13 protein-coding genes are annotated in these 15,408 nt (G+C 64.3%); 7 read left to right on the top strand and 6 right to left on the bottom strand.

The genetic code is table 11. The features are described 5' to 3' along the window. Positions 1 to 48 precede the first annotated feature (48 nt). The 6 genes from Pcatena_RS04865 to Pcatena_RS04840 all read right to left on the bottom strand — a co-directional run bounded on the left by Pcatena_RS04865 (position 49) and on the right by Pcatena_RS04840 (position 5,815). The gene (locus Pcatena_RS04865) at positions 49 to 873 is read right to left on the bottom strand and encodes a Rossmann-like and DUF2520 domain-containing protein (protein WP_172596379.1); all 825 of its coding nucleotides are present in this window, start codon (positions 871 to 873) and stop codon (positions 49 to 51) included. A 1-nt stretch (position 874) separates the two neighbouring features. Further along, on the bottom strand, positions 875 to 1,783 hold the full coding sequence (gene panC / locus Pcatena_RS04860) for a pantoate--beta-alanine ligase (protein ID WP_126422147.1): 909 nt from the start codon (positions 1,781 to 1,783) through the stop codon (positions 875 to 877). Then, positions 1,783 to 2,628, bottom strand: a complete 846-nt coding sequence (panB, locus tag Pcatena_RS04855; protein WP_126422145.1) for a 3-methyl-2-oxobutanoate hydroxymethyltransferase — start codon at positions 2,626 to 2,628, stop codon at positions 1,783 to 1,785. The genes panC and panB overlap by 1 nt, the downstream gene beginning before the upstream one ends. A gap of 123 nt (positions 2,629 to 2,751) precedes the next feature. Continuing rightward, positions 2,752 to 3,171: a (deoxy)nucleoside triphosphate pyrophosphohydrolase gene (locus Pcatena_RS04850; protein ID WP_126422143.1), complete on the bottom strand. Its 420-nt coding sequence runs from the start codon at positions 3,169 to 3,171 to the stop codon at positions 2,752 to 2,754. A 200-nt stretch (positions 3,172 to 3,371) separates the two neighbouring features. Then, positions 3,372 to 5,384, bottom strand: a complete 2,013-nt coding sequence (locus Pcatena_RS04845) for a cation:proton antiporter (protein ID WP_126422141.1) — start codon at positions 5,382 to 5,384, stop codon at positions 3,372 to 3,374. Positions 5,385 to 5,539: 155 nt separating this feature from the next. Next, positions 5,540 to 5,815 carry a DNA cytosine methyltransferase gene (locus Pcatena_RS04840; protein WP_198433386.1) on the bottom strand — a complete coding sequence of 92 codons (276 nt, stop codon included), beginning with the start codon at positions 5,813 to 5,815 and terminating at the stop codon, positions 5,540 to 5,542. A 26-nt stretch (positions 5,816 to 5,841) separates the two neighbouring features. On the opposite strand from Pcatena_RS04840, the gene Pcatena_RS08120 reads away from it, so the two are divergent. The 7 genes from Pcatena_RS08120 (at position 5,842) to Pcatena_RS04810 (ending at position 15,404) form a co-directional block, all read left to right on the top strand. Then, the gene (locus tag Pcatena_RS08120) at positions 5,842 to 6,000 is read left to right on the top strand and encodes a hypothetical protein (protein WP_172596378.1); all 159 of its coding nucleotides are present in this window, start codon (positions 5,842 to 5,844) and stop codon (positions 5,998 to 6,000) included. Between the two features lie 494 nt (positions 6,001 to 6,494). Next, positions 6,495 to 8,357 carry a metallophosphoesterase gene (locus Pcatena_RS04835; RefSeq protein ID WP_126422139.1) on the top strand — a complete coding sequence of 621 codons (1,863 nt, stop codon included), beginning with the start codon at positions 6,495 to 6,497 and terminating at the stop codon, positions 8,355 to 8,357. A gap of 1,026 nt (positions 8,358 to 9,383) precedes the next feature. Beyond that, on the top strand, positions 9,384 to 10,358 hold the full coding sequence (locus Pcatena_RS04830) for a DEAD/DEAH box helicase family protein (RefSeq protein WP_126422137.1): 975 nt from the start codon (positions 9,384 to 9,386) through the stop codon (positions 10,356 to 10,358). Between the two features lie 12 nt (positions 10,359 to 10,370). Further along, positions 10,371 to 12,191, top strand: coding sequence for a DUF3427 domain-containing protein (locus Pcatena_RS04825; protein ID WP_126422135.1), 1,821 nt, complete (start codon positions 10,371 to 10,373; stop codon positions 12,189 to 12,191). 251 nt (positions 12,192 to 12,442) lie between these two features. Beyond that, the gene (locus Pcatena_RS04820) at positions 12,443 to 13,003 is read left to right on the top strand and encodes a very short patch repair endonuclease (RefSeq protein ID WP_126422133.1); all 561 of its coding nucleotides are present in this window, start codon (positions 12,443 to 12,445) and stop codon (positions 13,001 to 13,003) included. Between the two features lie 63 nt (positions 13,004 to 13,066). After that, positions 13,067 to 13,933, top strand: coding sequence for a metallophosphoesterase (locus Pcatena_RS04815; protein ID WP_126422131.1), 867 nt, complete (start codon positions 13,067 to 13,069; stop codon positions 13,931 to 13,933). A 1-nt stretch (position 13,934) separates the two neighbouring features. Next, positions 13,935 to 15,404 carry an SGNH/GDSL hydrolase family protein gene (locus Pcatena_RS04810; RefSeq protein ID WP_172596377.1) on the top strand — a complete coding sequence of 490 codons (1,470 nt, stop codon included), beginning with the start codon at positions 13,935 to 13,937 and terminating at the stop codon, positions 15,402 to 15,404. The last annotated feature ends 4 nt before the right edge of the window (positions 15,405 to 15,408 follow it).

The raw sequence follows: 15,408 nt of genomic DNA, 5'->3' as shown, positions 1-15,408 counted from the left end.
GCGAGGGCCGCGCTTGCGGAGCCCTCGCTCGCTGCGGCGCTGAGGGCCCTAGCCCCTGCCGCGCTCCGCAATCTGACGGCAGCGGGCGGTGAGCAGCTCGTAGACGGCTCGGTCATCGCCATCGAGGCAGGCGAGGTGACGGCCGATGGTGACCTCGTCGCCGCGCGCGGCGGGACCCGTGAGCGAGGCGGCGACGCCGTCTGTCGCGATGTGCTCGGCGTTGCCCAGGAACAGCGCGGCGAGCGCGGCCTCGGCGTCCGCGCGCGCAAGGCCGCAGCGGGAGAGCTCGTCGGCCGCCATGTCGTAGAGGCCCACCACGAGGTTGGATGCCATGACGGCGGAGGCGTGGTAGCGAGCCTTCTGGGCCGCGTCGATGCGCGCGTGGCGGGCGCCTAGGGAGTCGAGCAGCGTCTCGAGCGCGGTGACGGCCGCGTCGTCGCCCTCGAGCGTGAACCATGCGCGCCCCAGCTCCTGCCAGCTTTGAAACCTGCTGCTCACGGCGTAGAGCGGGTGGCACGAGGCTACGGCCGCGCCGGCTTCCCGGCAGGCCGCGAGCGCTTCGGAGCTCGTGGCGCCCGAGCAGTGCGCCACGAGCTTGCCGGCGAGCGAGGCCCCGCAGCCCGCGAGCTCGCCAGCCACCTGTGAAATCGCGTCGTCCGGCGTCGTCACGAACACCATATCCGCCGCTGCCACGAGCTCGCCAGGCTCGTCAAACGCCCGGCCTCCGGCAAACGCCGCGGCATCCTGCGCGCTCGCCGCCGAGCGTGAGAAAAAGCCGGCAAGGCCAACTCCCTCGCCGCCCGCCAGAAAGCGGGCGAGCGAGCAGCCAACCTTGCCGGCTCCCACAAACGCGATGCTCGTGCGCGAGCCCACGTTACGCGCCACAGCAGCAGCACGAGTCGCCGCTGCAGCCGCAGCCACAGCCGGCGTCCTCGGCCGGGTCATAGATGAAGTTGTCGATGAGGCGCGTCTTGCCAATGTAGACGGCCATGGCGCACAGCACCGGGACGTTCTCAATCTTTTCGATTTGCACGATGTTCTCAAAGTCGACCATCTTCACGTAGTCGATCTTCGCGAGCGGCTCGGCCTCGATGATCGCGCGCATGGCGTCGAGCACGGTCTTGGCGTCGCGCTCGCCGGCCTCGACCATCTTCTGGCCCGCGAACACGGCGCGAGACAGGCACAGCGCCGCGGTGCGCTCCTCGGCCGAGAGGTAGGTGTTGCGCGAGCTCTTGGCCAGCCCGTCCTCCTCGCGGATGATGGGGCAGCCCACGATCTGGATGTCAAAGTTGAGGTCGCGCACCATGCGGCGAATGACGGCGAGCTGCTGGGCGTCCTTCTGGCCAAAGTAGGCACGGTCGGGGCACACGATGTGGAAGAGCTTGGAGACCACGGTGCACACGCCACGGAAGTGGATGGGGCGCGTGAGGCCGCACAGCTCGTGCGTGAGCTCGTCCATGTTGACGTAGGTGCAGGCGTTGGGCGCGTACATCTCGCTGGGCTCGGGGTGGAACACGAGGGCGGCGCCGGCCTCCTCGCACAGCTTGCAGTCGCGCTCGAAGTCGCGCGGGTAGCTCTCGAGGTCCTCGGTGGGACCAAACTGCGTGGGGTTCACGAAGTCGCTGACCACGACCCGGTCATTCTCTGCCGCGGCGCGCACGATGAGGCTCTTGTGGCCCTCGTGCAGAAAGCCCATGGTGGGGACGAGACCCACGGTGAGCCCCTCGCGCCTCCAAGCCTTGACCTGCTCGCGAACCTCGGCGATGGTGGTGACTGCCTGCATTAGTTGTTCCTCCTGATCTGGTCCATGACCTCGGGATCCATCTTGAAGCCGTTCTCGAATGCCGGGAACTCGCCGGACTGCACGGCCTCGGCGTAGTCCACGTATGCCTGGCGCATGGCATCTCCCACCTGGGCGAACTGGCGCACGAACTTGGGCTTGAACCCGCCCGGCGTCATGCCGAGGAGGTCCTGTGCCACGAGCACCTGGCCGTCGCAGCCCGCGCCCGCGCCGATGCCGATCGTGAAGCAGTGCGTGAGCTTGGACGTGATGAACTCGGCGAGGTCGCGCGGGACGCACTCGAGCACCACGGCGAAGGCGCCCGCCTCCTCCACGGCCAGGGCGTCGTCAACGATGCGCTGGGCGTTCTCAGTGCTCTTGCCCTGCACCTTGAAGCCGCCGAAGGAGTTGGCGCTCTGCGGCGTCATGCCCACGTGGCCCACGACGGGGATGCCCGCCTCCACGATGGTGTGGATCTGGGGCGCGCAGCGCACGCCGCCCTCGAGCTTGACGGCCTGGCAGCCGCCCTCCTTCATGAGTCGGCCCGCGTTGGCGAGCGCCTGCTCGACGCCAAGCTGGTAGGACATGAACGGCATGTCGCCCACGACGAACGTGTCGCTCGTGGCGCGCGTGACGGCGCGCGTGTGGTGGACCATGTCGTCCATGGTCACGGGGATGGTGTCGTCGTAGCCGAGCATCGTCATGCCAAGCGAGTCGCCCACGAGGATCATGTTGATGCCCGCGGCCTCGACGATGCTTGCCATCGTGTAGTCGTAGCTGGTGACCATCGTCACCTTTTGGCCCTCGGCCACCTGTTTGGCGAGGGTGAGAACCGTGTTCTTTGCCATGTGCTTCCTCCCGACGCCGGTCTGGGGGATAAATGTCCAGCGCCAAATGTTCATTGTAGCGCGGTGACACTTGGGGACGGGGCCAATCTGTCGCCGCGGCACCCCGCGCGGGCCCAGTGCCCGCTACATGTGCATGCTGTCGAACACGTCACTCCAGGCAAGGCCCAGCGAGCGCACCACCTCGAGGTCTGCAGGCAGCCAGTCCACGGACAGCAGCTCGTCTCGGCCAAGCCAGCGCAGCGCCTCGTGGTCGAGCATCTGGGGCTCGGCGTCGCTTGCGACCGGCGCGCAGAAGACGTCCATCTCGATGCCGAACTCGGGGTAGCTGTGGCGTACCGTAGTGAACGGCCACAGGACGCCCAGCTCAAGGCCCAGCTCCTCGCGAATCTCGCGGCGGCATGCGTCCTCGGACGTCTCGCCGGGCTCGAGCTTGCCGCCGGGCAGCTCCCAGCCGTCCTTCATGCCGTGGCTTCGCTGCGCGGCGAGCACGGCTCCGTCTCGCACGATGATCGCGGCCGCCACATGCAGGTTCTTGTCGCTCATTCCTTGCCTCGCTTGTCTCGCGGTGCCAACGAGCGTGATTCTACCCAACGGGAGGCACTCGCGGCGGGGTACAAACACGGGTGACGCGCGGCCGGGGAGCCGCCGCCACGCAACACGAGCGAGGGGAGAGGCATGAACGTCGTCATCCTGAACGGCAGCCCGCCGCATCTAGCCGCCCCTCCCGATCGCCCCGCCGGCCGTCACCGCGCGTCGAGGCCCATCTGCAGCAGGTAGATCTCCTCGCGCAGCTCGCGAGCCGCGCGGGTGCTGAGGTGCCCGGCGTCGTGCAGGCGACGGATCTGCTCAAGCTCAAGGCCAAGGCCCTCGGCCTCGATGTCACGCGCCTGCTCGCGGACACGCTGCCTGAGGCGGGCACCCTCGCCATATCCTCCTGAGAGGCACATCGCGAGGTGCGCGCGGTGCTCGCCGGCGATCATGCGGGCGGCGCGGCGCTCTTCGTTCGTGAGCTCGCCGCTCATGGCCGTGAGCGCGTCCACGGCATGCTTCTCGGCGGCCCTGTGGAGCTCGGCGAGCTCGTGGCGCTGCTCCTCGCTGGCCTGCCCGCGCAGCGCCTGGGAGATGCGCATCACGTGGGCCCGGCGCCTCGCCCGGCCACCGCTCACGCCGTGGTGCAGCTCGTAGGCACCGCGCAACTGCTCGAGCGCGGCCGCGTAGCGCTCGGCCAGCTCCGCATCCGCACGGCCCTCGGCCGCCTGACGGCTCACGAACGCAATCTGCTCGTCAATGACGCGCACACGGAGGTCTCGCACCGTCTCTGCGGAGGCCTCGACCTCGAGCACGCTGTCGAGGCGCTCGCGATAGGAGCGGATGGCAAGGCGCGTTGCGGCGCGCGTCTCGGGCGTGGCACGCTCGGCGAGCTCGTCGATGACGGCGCGCAGGATCTGCGCACGGGCCCGGGCGAGCGCGGCGTCTGCCTCGGTGGTGTCCTCGGCGGGGGCCAGCACGGGCACGATGAAGTTGGCAAGCAGCAGCGTGAGCAAGATCACGCCAGATGCCACAAAGATGAGAAGGCTGCGCTGGGGAAACGTGGTGCCGTCGGCCGTGAGGTAGGGGAGCGTGAGCATGATTGAGAGGGTCACCGCCCCCTTGGGCCCGCTCAGGCACGTCACGGTCGCGCTGCGCACGAGCGCCGCTGTGCCCGTGCCCGCATACTCGTGCGCGTGGCGCGCGCGGTGGATCTTCTCGAGTGCGAGAACCCATGCAAGGCGAATCCCCACCACGATCGCCGTGGCGAGAACCACCAGGCCGCACACGACCGCGGCGTCCGTGCCCTGGGACACGCGCAGGATGGGGCCCAGCGTTGCGGGCAGCTTCATACCAAGAAGCACGAACAGCGTGCCGTTGATGGCAAACGTGAGCAGCTCCCAGACGCTCTCGCTGGCAAGCGCGTGGCGCGACGCCTCTACCGTGAGCCCGCGTGGGCTCAGGCGCATGAGCAGCCCCGCGGACACGACGGCGAGAATGCCGCTCACGCCCAGCTCCTCGGCGGCGAGGAAGGTCACGAACGGCGTGAGAACCTCAAAGAGCACGTGCTCGGTGGGCGTCTCCAGGCCAAGGTCGCGCACCTTGCGCACCACAAGTGCGATGAGGGCGCCCAGCACGAGGCCCACGGCGATGCCACCAAAGAAGTCGGCCGCAAACGTTGCCGCGGCGTGGCCGGCGGAGAACTCGCCCGTGGTTGCGGCCACCACGGCAAACTCGAAGCACACGACGCCCGACGCGTCGTTGAACAGTGCCTCGCCCGAGAGCAGCGACTTCTGGCGGCGCGTGAGCGTGACGTCTGCGCCCATGGCGGCCACGGCGGCCGCGTCCGTGGGGCCAAGCGCCGCTCCCAGGGCAAACGCCGCGGCGAGCGGGATGTTGGGGTCGGCGAGGTGAAGGGCGGCGCCGCAGGTGAGCGTCGTCACGATGACCAGGCCAACGGCCAGCGAGGCGACGGGCGCCCAGAATCGAAGAAGCGCCTGCTTGTCCGCGTGGCGGCTCTCCTCGAACAGAAGCGGTGCGATGAACAGGACGAGAAAGAGCTCCGGGTCGCGGAAGACCTGCGTGGGGTCAGCCGTGACGAACAGCCCCACGACCGCGCCGAGCGCGATCTGCACGAGCGGCAGCGAGACGCGCGGCAGCACCTGACTGAACACGCTGGAGGCCAGCAGGCAGCCTATGAGCAGCAGGATGATCTCGAACGATGACATGGGGGCCTTTCGGTGGGCGCGTCGTTGCGCCTTCTATCTTGGCGCATCGACTGCCCGCGGGCGCTGCGCTTTTCGCGAATTTGGCCACCCACAATCGATTGAGGCGGCTTGCCTGCGATTCGGTAAGCCGCCTCATATAAATGATGCTTCGTTGATTAGTCTTGCTGAATCTCGCAGATCGCCTTGCCTATCCGGTGCGGTATCCCGACGACGAGTGCGTTGCCCATGCAGAACGCGCGGTTGCCGTCGCTCATCCCCGTGTCGGTCCAACCCCTCGGAAACCCCTGGAGCTGGTCGAGCTCGTCGGGGACGAGCCTGCGGTAGCGGCCATCGGCGCACTCGATCACGTGCTTGAAGCGGCTCGCGCCGCGCCCGCCCTCGCCGGTGAGGATCGTGCGCGAGGGCCTGTCGGTGGCGTCCGGGAAGGCCATCTGCCCCTCGGAGTAGGTGTAGGTCTGTGGTGATCAAAGAGAACGGTGTCTGCAAGACGTTCATTGTCGATAAACTCACGTACTGGTGCGAGCGAGAGGGAATTCCGTTCGTATCCGTCGATCTCGATGGCCAGGGCGGCGGTCCGCACGGCACGAGCGGCAAGGCTGACGACGAGTCGGCCTAAGTCGTCATTGTTAATACGCCCGGGGCGATCGTTGAGCCGCTGAGGATTGCGCTCGCCGATTCCGATGCCGCAGTCATGCCCACGCGTTCGAGTGCGAACGGCGTGGGGTCGACAGAGCGCACACTTGGTATCGTTGAGGAACTGACGCCCGACGTCGTTGGGTTGTGATCGCGAGCGGCATGCATGCGATTCCTCGAGACGAGCGCCGCTGAGACGTGGAGGGTACGAGCGTTCGCGGCTGGAATATTTTCGGGCTGCCTCAGTTGGCGCTGGCGTCGATTGCACGACGTCGCGAGAAGAGTTTCGTAACGTTCACGCCGAGATCCGAGACGGCCTAGGTTGTTGGGGGGCATGGCATGTGCCCATCAGGATATCGAGGGTAAGGCGAAGCCGTGCCATTGGGCGAAAGGCGTGAACGTGTGCATGGCTGAGCTGTTGCGACAGATGACCGAGCGCTAGGATTGCAAACGTAATCGGAAGAGGGGGCACGGCGTATGGACGAAATCGTCGAACGGGGTGAGCTGAGCGCCGACCTCGCAGTCGTCCACGAGCTTGCGAGGCCCGACGAGACGGGCGTGCAACCTATCTACTATATCTCCGATCTGCACATCGAGCATCAACTCGACCTCAACGGGAAGGGCCCTGACGAGGCGCGGGCCCTCGTTCGTGCCAAGACCGACGAGCTCGTCGAGTCTCTGACTTCGAGCGGCGGCGCTATCATCCTACTGGGCGACATCGCCGATGATTCTGACCTCGCGGAGCTGTTCTACGACGAGCTGGTCTGTTCGATGACCTCTGCAGGCGCACGACCCTTTTCCGGGCGGAATCCGTGGATTGAGTCGCCCGTGCGCGTGGACTGGCGCGTCTTTGCCGTGTCGGGCAACCATGAGCTGTGGGGAGGCGGGCCGTTTGACGGCGAGTCTGTGACGGTGGCGAGACGCGCATTCGATCCATACGAACGGCGACGCCGCTTGCACGAATCAGCGGAATTACAGCGTAAAGGAAGTTACAAGTCTCGCAAAAAAGGGGTCGCGCCGCACGAGGAGAGCCCGTTCGGGCCACTCATGAATCCGTTGGGATTACTCAACTCCACGATTGCCGTGCTCCAGAATGAGCTCATCGTTGACGATGTGGGTCGTTGGGTGCGTTGTCTCGATGAAGAGAAGATTCTCGCTATGGATGAGGGCGAGCTTCGGAAGTGCGTAGAGCGCTCGACGTTCTCGCTTCTCGGCGGTATGGGCTTCACAGGTCTCGACCACGTGCGTGGGGCGGCGGCCGGTGCGTACGGTTCCACTATGGGACCTCACGGGAGAATGGTGCTCAACGTGACGCCCGAGCAAGACGCTGAGCAGTCGATGCGTTTTCGGGCGCTGCATGACAAGCTCGTACGGTGCGCAGGCGACCTGCCCGTCATCGTGGCGACGCACACCCCTATGCGCTGCTGGTCCGATGGCCAGCCGAACCCGGGTTGGGTGTATTTGAGCGGACACACGCACATAAACGAGATTTCGCTTGAAAAGGGCGGCGCTGCCATAATCGCGGACAACCAGGTTGGCTACATGGCAGGACCATGGCGTTTCAAATCGTTCACGCGCCGGTGTGCATATGACCCGTTCGAGGACTGGGGTGACGGAATCTACGAGGTCACGGGTGAGCAGTACCTCGACTTCAACTTCGGCCGCGGCATCTCCATTAGACCAGGTAGTTCGATCTCCGAGGAACCTGCGATAACTGTGCTCAAACGCGACGGTGTTTACATGTTCTTCGTTGACACACCGAAGGGTCCGCGCTGGCTTATGGGAGGGCGGAAGCGCGTGCCGCAGCATGACATTGCGTATTATTACGATCGGCTTGGTGAGTACAGGCGACGCGTCGAGTGGGCGTTCGCACCGTATCGACACGCGCTCGCCGATGTCGCCCATGAAGTGCGCATCATCGGAGGGGCGGGAACGATCCATGGATGCGTCGTCGACGTTGACTTCTATCACCACGTTTACCTGAACCCGTTCGATGGGACAGTGGCACCTTACGTTGCGTTTAGCATGATTGACAAAGTCGTCTACGACAACATTCCAGCGATGCTGGAGGGTACGCCTTATGAGGAATGTTGCACACGCGCCATCGAGGACGGGAAGTTGCCGTTGCTCGCCGGCTCGACGGAAGACCGGGCGATAGCAAGGGTGCCAGAGGTCGTACTTGACACGAAAATGTACGAGCTGTCACGCATCATGCGATCGCTCCAATACCTTTTCGAGAAGGGCGTTGTGCGTGTGTGGAATGACGACGTGTTCAAGCTCGGACACGACGAGTTATCCGCGCTCAATCAAGCGAAAGGAACGCCGGCATCGCTGGAGTAGGGAGGGTTGAGCGGACATGAGCGAGTGAGATTATGGCGGGTGGTTGCTCGACCGGCTTGACCGAGCGGACGTATTTTCTTGTGGTATCCCTGCCCTCCAGCCCAACGGTATACTGGTCAACCTTGAGCGGTGCCATCCCATTCGGGCTTCGGGCTCAACGATGGAGGCATCGGCTATCATCCCAGACAGCCCCCACTCCAGAAGATCTCGTTCTCTAGCAGGCTGGCGAAGCCCTCGGTTTTCGCGTTGCCGAGTCTATGACTCTTGCGTGGCATGCTTCCGAACAGCCTGTGGCGCTCGCAGGCGGAGGGCCGGCTTGGCTATCGATAGTGGCGGCCGTGGTCGAAGTGGGCGTCCAGCTGGCCGTGCGGTGGAAGCGTCGCGCAGATCAGCCGGAGGGCGGAGCTGGCGAGCTCGGCGGTGGTAGCAGGTGCCCCTATTGATCCCTAAAACCGGTGAATCGAGGTCTGGCCCAGGTCGGTCGCGTCGATCAATCTCTCTTCGAGCGCGCACAAGCTTGCGATTGGTGTCGAAGTCGGCAGCATTATTTCGCTTTTGAGCTGTCTTGCACCGTCCTGAGCAGCGTGCTCTTGACCTTATCGTGGCCAGGCCCGACAGTGGTCTGTCTCCCGGAGGATCGTGGGGCCTTCTGATGTCCTTGTCGTCCGCTCCTCCCGCCGTAGGCCTCGCTACCGAGATTCTACTAGCGCGACATCGTGGCGGTTATCCGGCAAAGCCACCTCACATTGTGCACTTATTGTCTTGTTGGCGTACCCTGGGTGCGCATCCCAAAACGAACGGAGCGATTTGCCTGCAGCAGCGTATAGCCAGGACTTACACGGTGATACCTGGCGAGTCTCTTATAGCATCGAAGACTATGCTCCCGATAAGAGCGGAGCTGCTGCGGAGCAAACCGGCGAGCTCCTCGTCTCGCTATCCTCCGGCTTTCTGGACTCGAACATACCATCTCGTGGCGGATATAAGCCGGAGCTCGTCTACAACAACGTGAACGAGGGCGTCTCTGTATTGTCTCGCCTGCTTGACGAGCTCCGTTCGCTTCGTGAGGGAGATGAGTTCTGGTTCGTTGTCGCCTTCGTGAAGCTGAGTGGCATCCAGCTACTTCTTCAGACGTTTGACGAGCTCGAGCGTCGTGGCGTTCGAGGTCGAATCATCACGGGCACCTACCTTACGTTTAGCGAGCCGCGCGCGTTCAAGCGTCTCATGCACTACGAGAACATAGAGACGCGCGTCTACAACTCCGAGCATGCGGGGCTCCACGTCAAGAGCTATTTCTTCATTCGAAAGGGCATCACGACCCTCGTGACGGGTAGCTCGAACCTCACGCAGTATGCGCTCAAGAACAACATGGAGTGGAACGTTGCGCTCTGCTCAACGGAACAGGGATCGCTTGTCGAGGATGCCAAGGCAACCTATGAGCAGATCTGGAACAGCCCGGAGACGTACGAGCTCACGGAGGAGTTCCTTGCCGCCTACACGGAGAAGTACAGGCTTAAGAAGGCAAGGGAAGCCAAGGCAAAGGTCGTTGACGCCGCGGAAACTACCGCGGAAGATGTCATCGAGCCTAATGCCATGCAGAAGCAGGGGCTTCGTGCACTTCGCGAGGTCCGTCGTGACGAGGAGCCCCGTGCGCTCGTCATCTCTGCTACGGGTACGGGCAAGACCTATCTTGCCGCCCTTGACGTTCGTCAAGTTGACCCAGCTCCTCGTCGTGTGCTGTTCGTGGTGCATCGAGAGAGGATTGCGGCCTCTGCACTCAAGAGCTTCCGTCGCGTTCTTGGCGGTCGCTACACATATGGCCTTTTGACGGGTGGGCACCGTGATACGGATGCCACGGCTCTGTTCTCGACTGTGCAGACGCTGTCTCGACCGGGCAATTATACGCAGTTCGCGCCCGATGAGTTCGACTACATCGTTGTCGACGAGGTGCATAGGGCTGGCGCCGCTGGGTACCAGCGCATCCTTGAATACTTCAAGCCATAGTTTCTGCTCGGCATGAGCGCCACGCCGGAGCGAAACGACAACGTTGACGTATTCGCCCTGTTCAACCATGTCGTGCCGTTTGAGATTCGCCTCAACGACGCCATCGGGAACCATCTCGTGACGCCGTTTCACTATTTTGGCGTGACAACGGGTGACGAGACGGGCGACAACGTAGCCGCTGATCCCAACGCGCTCGCCGAGAGGATTGCCGAACAGTCCGACAAGTATGGGTTCTCGGGTCCTCGTCTTAAGTGCCTCGTGTTTTGCTCGCGCATCGACGAGGCCCAAGCGGTTGCCGAGCGGCTTTGTGCCCTTGGGCGCAAGGCGCTCTGCCTGTCGGGTGCGTCCACTGATGAGGAGCGCGAGCGCGCCATCAGTCGCCTTGAGCGGGACGAGGACAGCGACGATGCGCTTGAGTTCATCGTTACCGTTGACATCTTCAATGAGGGCGTGGACATTCCCACGGTGAACCAGGTCATTCTCGCGCGCCCGACGGATTCCGCGATCGTCTTTGTGCAGCAGCTCGGACGCGGCCTGCGCATTGACGAACAAAAGGAGTTCGTGACGGTCATCGACTTCGTGGGCAACTACAAGTCGAACTACAACATCCCCGTGGCTCTGTACGGAGATCGCTCGCTTGAGCGCGAGAAGCTTCGCCGACTTGTCGCCGATGGCGGCAACACCATCGTGGGACCCACGGTCATTCAATTTGATGAGATCTCGCGCGAGCGCGTGCTGAGAAGCGTCAACAAGGCTAATCTCAACTCGGTTGCTTCTCTTGGCCGTGCCTATCGTAACCTGCGCATGAGGATGGGCCACATCCCGACGCTTGCCAACTTTGCCCAGCTAGCCGAGGTGTCTCCCAGGCTTGTCTTTGAGAACAGCAACTTTGGTTGCTATCACTCGCTTCTTGAGCGTTACGAGAAGGACTATACGATTCGATTCGCGCCGGAACAGGTCATATACCTGCGATTTGTTTCCGAGAAGCTTGCGGATGGAAAGCGTGCTGCAGAGCTTCTCGTACTTCGGGAGCTCATGCGGGGAGACGCTACGCTCCCAGAATGTGTTGAGATCCTTCGAGCCTTTGACAGGGTTTGCGGTCAGGACGTCTGCGCCGCCGAGACATACGAGCGCGAGGCGAGGAGTTCCGTTCGGATTCTTTCGCTCGAGTTCTTCAATGCCTCTACGCGCAGCAAACTTAAGCCTGCCTGTGAACCGCTCTATGGCGATTTCATCGGGCGCTCGCCTGGATTTGTTGCTGCCCTTGAAGACCGTGAGTTCGTCCGTCAGCTCAACGACGTAATCGAGTATGGGCTTGGCCTGTACAAGTCAGAGTATTCCGTGGGCCATGACCAAGACCAGCGACTTTGTCGAGGCAAGCGTTACTCGCGAGCCGATGCCTGCCGCTTGTTGTGCTGGGACAATGACGAGCACGGGACTATCAATGGCTACTCGTTCAAGACAAACGATTGGCCCATCTTCGTTACCTATCGGAAGTCTGACGAAGTCTCGGATAGCGTGAAGTATGAGGATGAGTTTGAGTCGCGTTCTCGCTTCATCTGGTTCTCGCAGAGCAACAGAAGCCTCAAGAGCAAGGACTATCAGAAGCTGAGCTCATTTGATGCGTCTGTGCAGCGGATTCATCTCTTCGTTAAGAAGGACGATTCCGAGGGCCAGGACCATTACTATCTGGGCACGCTCTCGTTCTCCGCCGATGACATCACCGAGGAGCAAAAGCCGGATTCCAGCGGTAAGGTGGCTCCCATACTTCGCATCTCGTTCACGCTCGATCACGCCGTGGATAAGGACACCTATCGATATCTGACAAGCTAGGGTCAGATCGTAGAGGTTGTGGATCGACCCTGATCCTCAGCCTTTGATCGTCGCCGATCGTTAGTCTTGCGCTGTCACCGATCGAGATGGGGTTGCGTTGGACGAACGATGTGATTTGAGTAGATGCTTCCCGCGGGAAGCTGTTTTAGCCGTCGACAAGGCGCTACTTGAGTGTTTGAGGGCGTCCGGGCCGCCTCCATCCGCATCGGCTATCCTTTCTCGCGTTAAGAAACGCGCGCGAGGGGAGGGGCATGGTCTCGGAGGCAACGCGCCACGTGATGCAGGCGAACAAGTCAAAGAACACAAAGCCCGAGCTCAAGGTGCGCGCCGCCCTGCGCGCTGCCGGCCTTCCCGGGTATCGCCTCCACTGGAAGGCCGCGCCCGGCAAGCCCGACATCTGCTATCCAGGCCGCAAGGTGGCGATCTTCGTCAACGGCTGCTTCTGGCATCGCTGCCCGTACTGTGCCCTCTCCACACCAAAGACGAACGTGGAGTTCTGGACGGCCAAGTTCGAGCGAAACCGCGCCCGTGACCAGCGGGATTGCGAGGAGCTTGCGAACACTGGCTGGACGGTCGTGGTCATTTGGGAGTGCCGCCTCAAGAGGGGACGCTTTGACGCCACCATGGACGAGCTCGTGCGCATCGTCCGCGCGGCGGGGCAGGACGAGCCTAGCCCTTGGCCGCCGCGCTCAAGGTGCGTGCCCGCCGCCCCGGACCTCGCCTGGCCGGCGACCGGTCGTGTTATAGAGATTGGCTCCGCCCCGGCACGTCTCCACCGTCAACGGGCGCGGATGCTCAGACACCGCCATTAGTGCGACAATGTGACACTAACGAACGCGGCCCTGCGGCCGCGACGTCTACAGGGGAGGTGTGGCATGGCGGTCTACGTCACGAGCGACGCGCACGGTCACGTGCGGGCGTTGGATGAGGTGCTCGAGCGGGTCTCGCTGGGGGCGGGCGACGAGCTCTATGTCCTTGGCGACCTCATCGATCGCGGGCCGGACCCCCTGGGCGTTGTGTCGCTCGTGCGCTCGCTGCCCAACGCCCATGTGCTGCTTGGCAACCACGAGGACCTCATGATGCTCGCCGTTGCGCGGACGGGTGCCCCCAAGGACGGCGCGTTCGACATCTCCGGGCTTGACTACGACGCCTTCACCGACTGGATGAACTGGATGCAGAACGGAGGCGCCGCCACGTCTGAGCAGCTCGAGCGTCTGTCTGCCAAGGAGTACGCGGACTTCCTTGGCTGGGTTGCCGGCCTGCCCCTGTATGCCACGGCGACGGCCGGCGGACACACGTTTGCGCTGTGCCACGCGGGTATCAGCGCCGGTGCCGCCCTAGAGTGGGCGGGCGTACACGCGGGGGAGGACCTTGAGGACCCTGCCGTTCTCGCTCAGATGCTTGCCGCCCAGCAGCGCGATGACCTGCTGTGGATTCGCGCGGAGTTCTGGGGGGTGCCCACCACGCTCGTGGACGCCAATGGCCACGGTCCCATTGTGGTTGCGGGCCACACGCCCTCACTGCTGCTCTCCGTCCTGGCGCCCAACGAGGACGTTGCCTGCGTGAACGATGAGGGCAAGGGTACGGTCGTGGAGCTTGGCGCCAGCGCGGCAACCGGCGGCGTGCCAGACCGCATTGACGTGGACTGCGCCGCCGCGAGCGGCGCCGGTCCCGGCCGCGTGGGCGTGCTGCGCCTCGATGACCTTGAGACCTGGTTCGCGGACGTTCGAGAGGGCGAGTAGCGTGGGTGCGGGCACGGGCGAGACCGAGAGGGACGGTGGCCCGGTCGTGGGCGCACCGGGTGCTGCGGGTGCCGCTGCCGAGCCCTCGTGCTGCGCCTATGCCCGCGAGCTCGTGCATGGGGCCATCGAGCTCGAGGAGCTGCCGTATGGCTGGGTGCGTCCCTGGCGCTTCTCTGCCGCGCAGCGCAGGGCACTTGCGAGCTGCCTTGCCTGGTACCCGGGAATCTATCGCCAGATGGCAGCCTGTACGGCTGGCGTGCGCCTTGAGTTCGAGACGGACGCGAGCGAGGTGTTCATCGAGGTGCGCACGGACCGCGAGCCCCGCGCCACGAGAAACGTGCTTGCGGGCATGAAACCCCAGGTGGGCGAAGCCGCTTCTGCCCACGACGGGTTCTCGTTTGACGTTGACGGACGGCATCGCGACGGCGTGGTCCAGCTTGGACCCGTTGCGGGCTCGTACGCCGCCGCCGTTGGTGCCGCGGGCAGCGGCGGGCAGTGGGCTGCGGGGATTACGCTGGAGCTCGGCGAGCTCAAGGCGCGTGGCAACCTGGTTGCGTTGCCCGGCTTTGGTCAGAGCCATCGCGTTTGTGTGTGGCTACCGGCACTTAGGGGCTGTGAGCTGGGGCGCGTTGCCGGCAACGGTACGTTTGTGCGGCCGGTCGGGGACTGCGCCGCGGGCACGCTGCTTGTGCTGGGAGACTCCGTGGCCCAGGGCTTCACGACGGGAGACCCTGCGCTTGCCTGGCCGTCTGTCGTGGCTCGCGAGCTGGGGCTTTCGCTCGTGAACCAGAGCGTGGGGGCGCAGGTGTTTCAGGAAAGCGCGGTGGGCGCGCTGCCCGGCGGCGTTGCGGCGCCGGTGCTCGTGATCGTGGCGCTGGGCGCCAACTATCGCTATGGGCGCTGCAACGAGCGTGTTGTTGCACGAGAGATCGCCGCTCACCTCGAGCGCGTTGACGAGCTGTGGCCCAACGTGCCGCTCGTGGTCCTGAGGCCGCACGTGGGCTCTCGCGAACCGGTTGCGGGCAGCTGCTTCGAGCGTGTTCCCGCCCTCATCGACGAGGCCGTGGCCCGCGTGCGCAGGCGCCGCATGCCGGCGAGCGCGCCGGCGGTCCTCAGCCTTGCCACGCCCTGGCTGGACGATCGGCTCATCTCCGACGAGGACGGCCACCCCACGGCCGCCGGCGATGCGGTCATCGCACGGTTTTTGCTGGGCGAGCTTCCCAAGCTCGAGTGCCGCTGCCTGGCAGAGACGGGCCGCTATGGTCGCTGCGGTGCGTGCGGCCATGGTACGGGCGAGCGCACCGCAGACGGTCACGGTGCGGGCGGCAAGCGCGGCGCGGGCGGTACCCACGCCGCAGCTCCCAAGTCCGTCGCGGAACACGCTCGCGGCGCGAAGGCCCCTGCCGCCCCATCCGTGGACGACACGCCAATCGGCCAGACCATCTCCATGTTCTCCCTGCTAGACGAGTAGGTGA

The sequence above is a fragment of the Parolsenella catena genome (assembly GCF_003966955.1).
GTDB lineage: Bacteria > Actinomycetota > Coriobacteriia > Coriobacteriales > Atopobiaceae > Parolsenella > Parolsenella catena.
The sequence above is the reverse complement of the archived record's forward strand: the minus strand, read 5'-3'. Positions and strand labels throughout refer to the sequence as shown.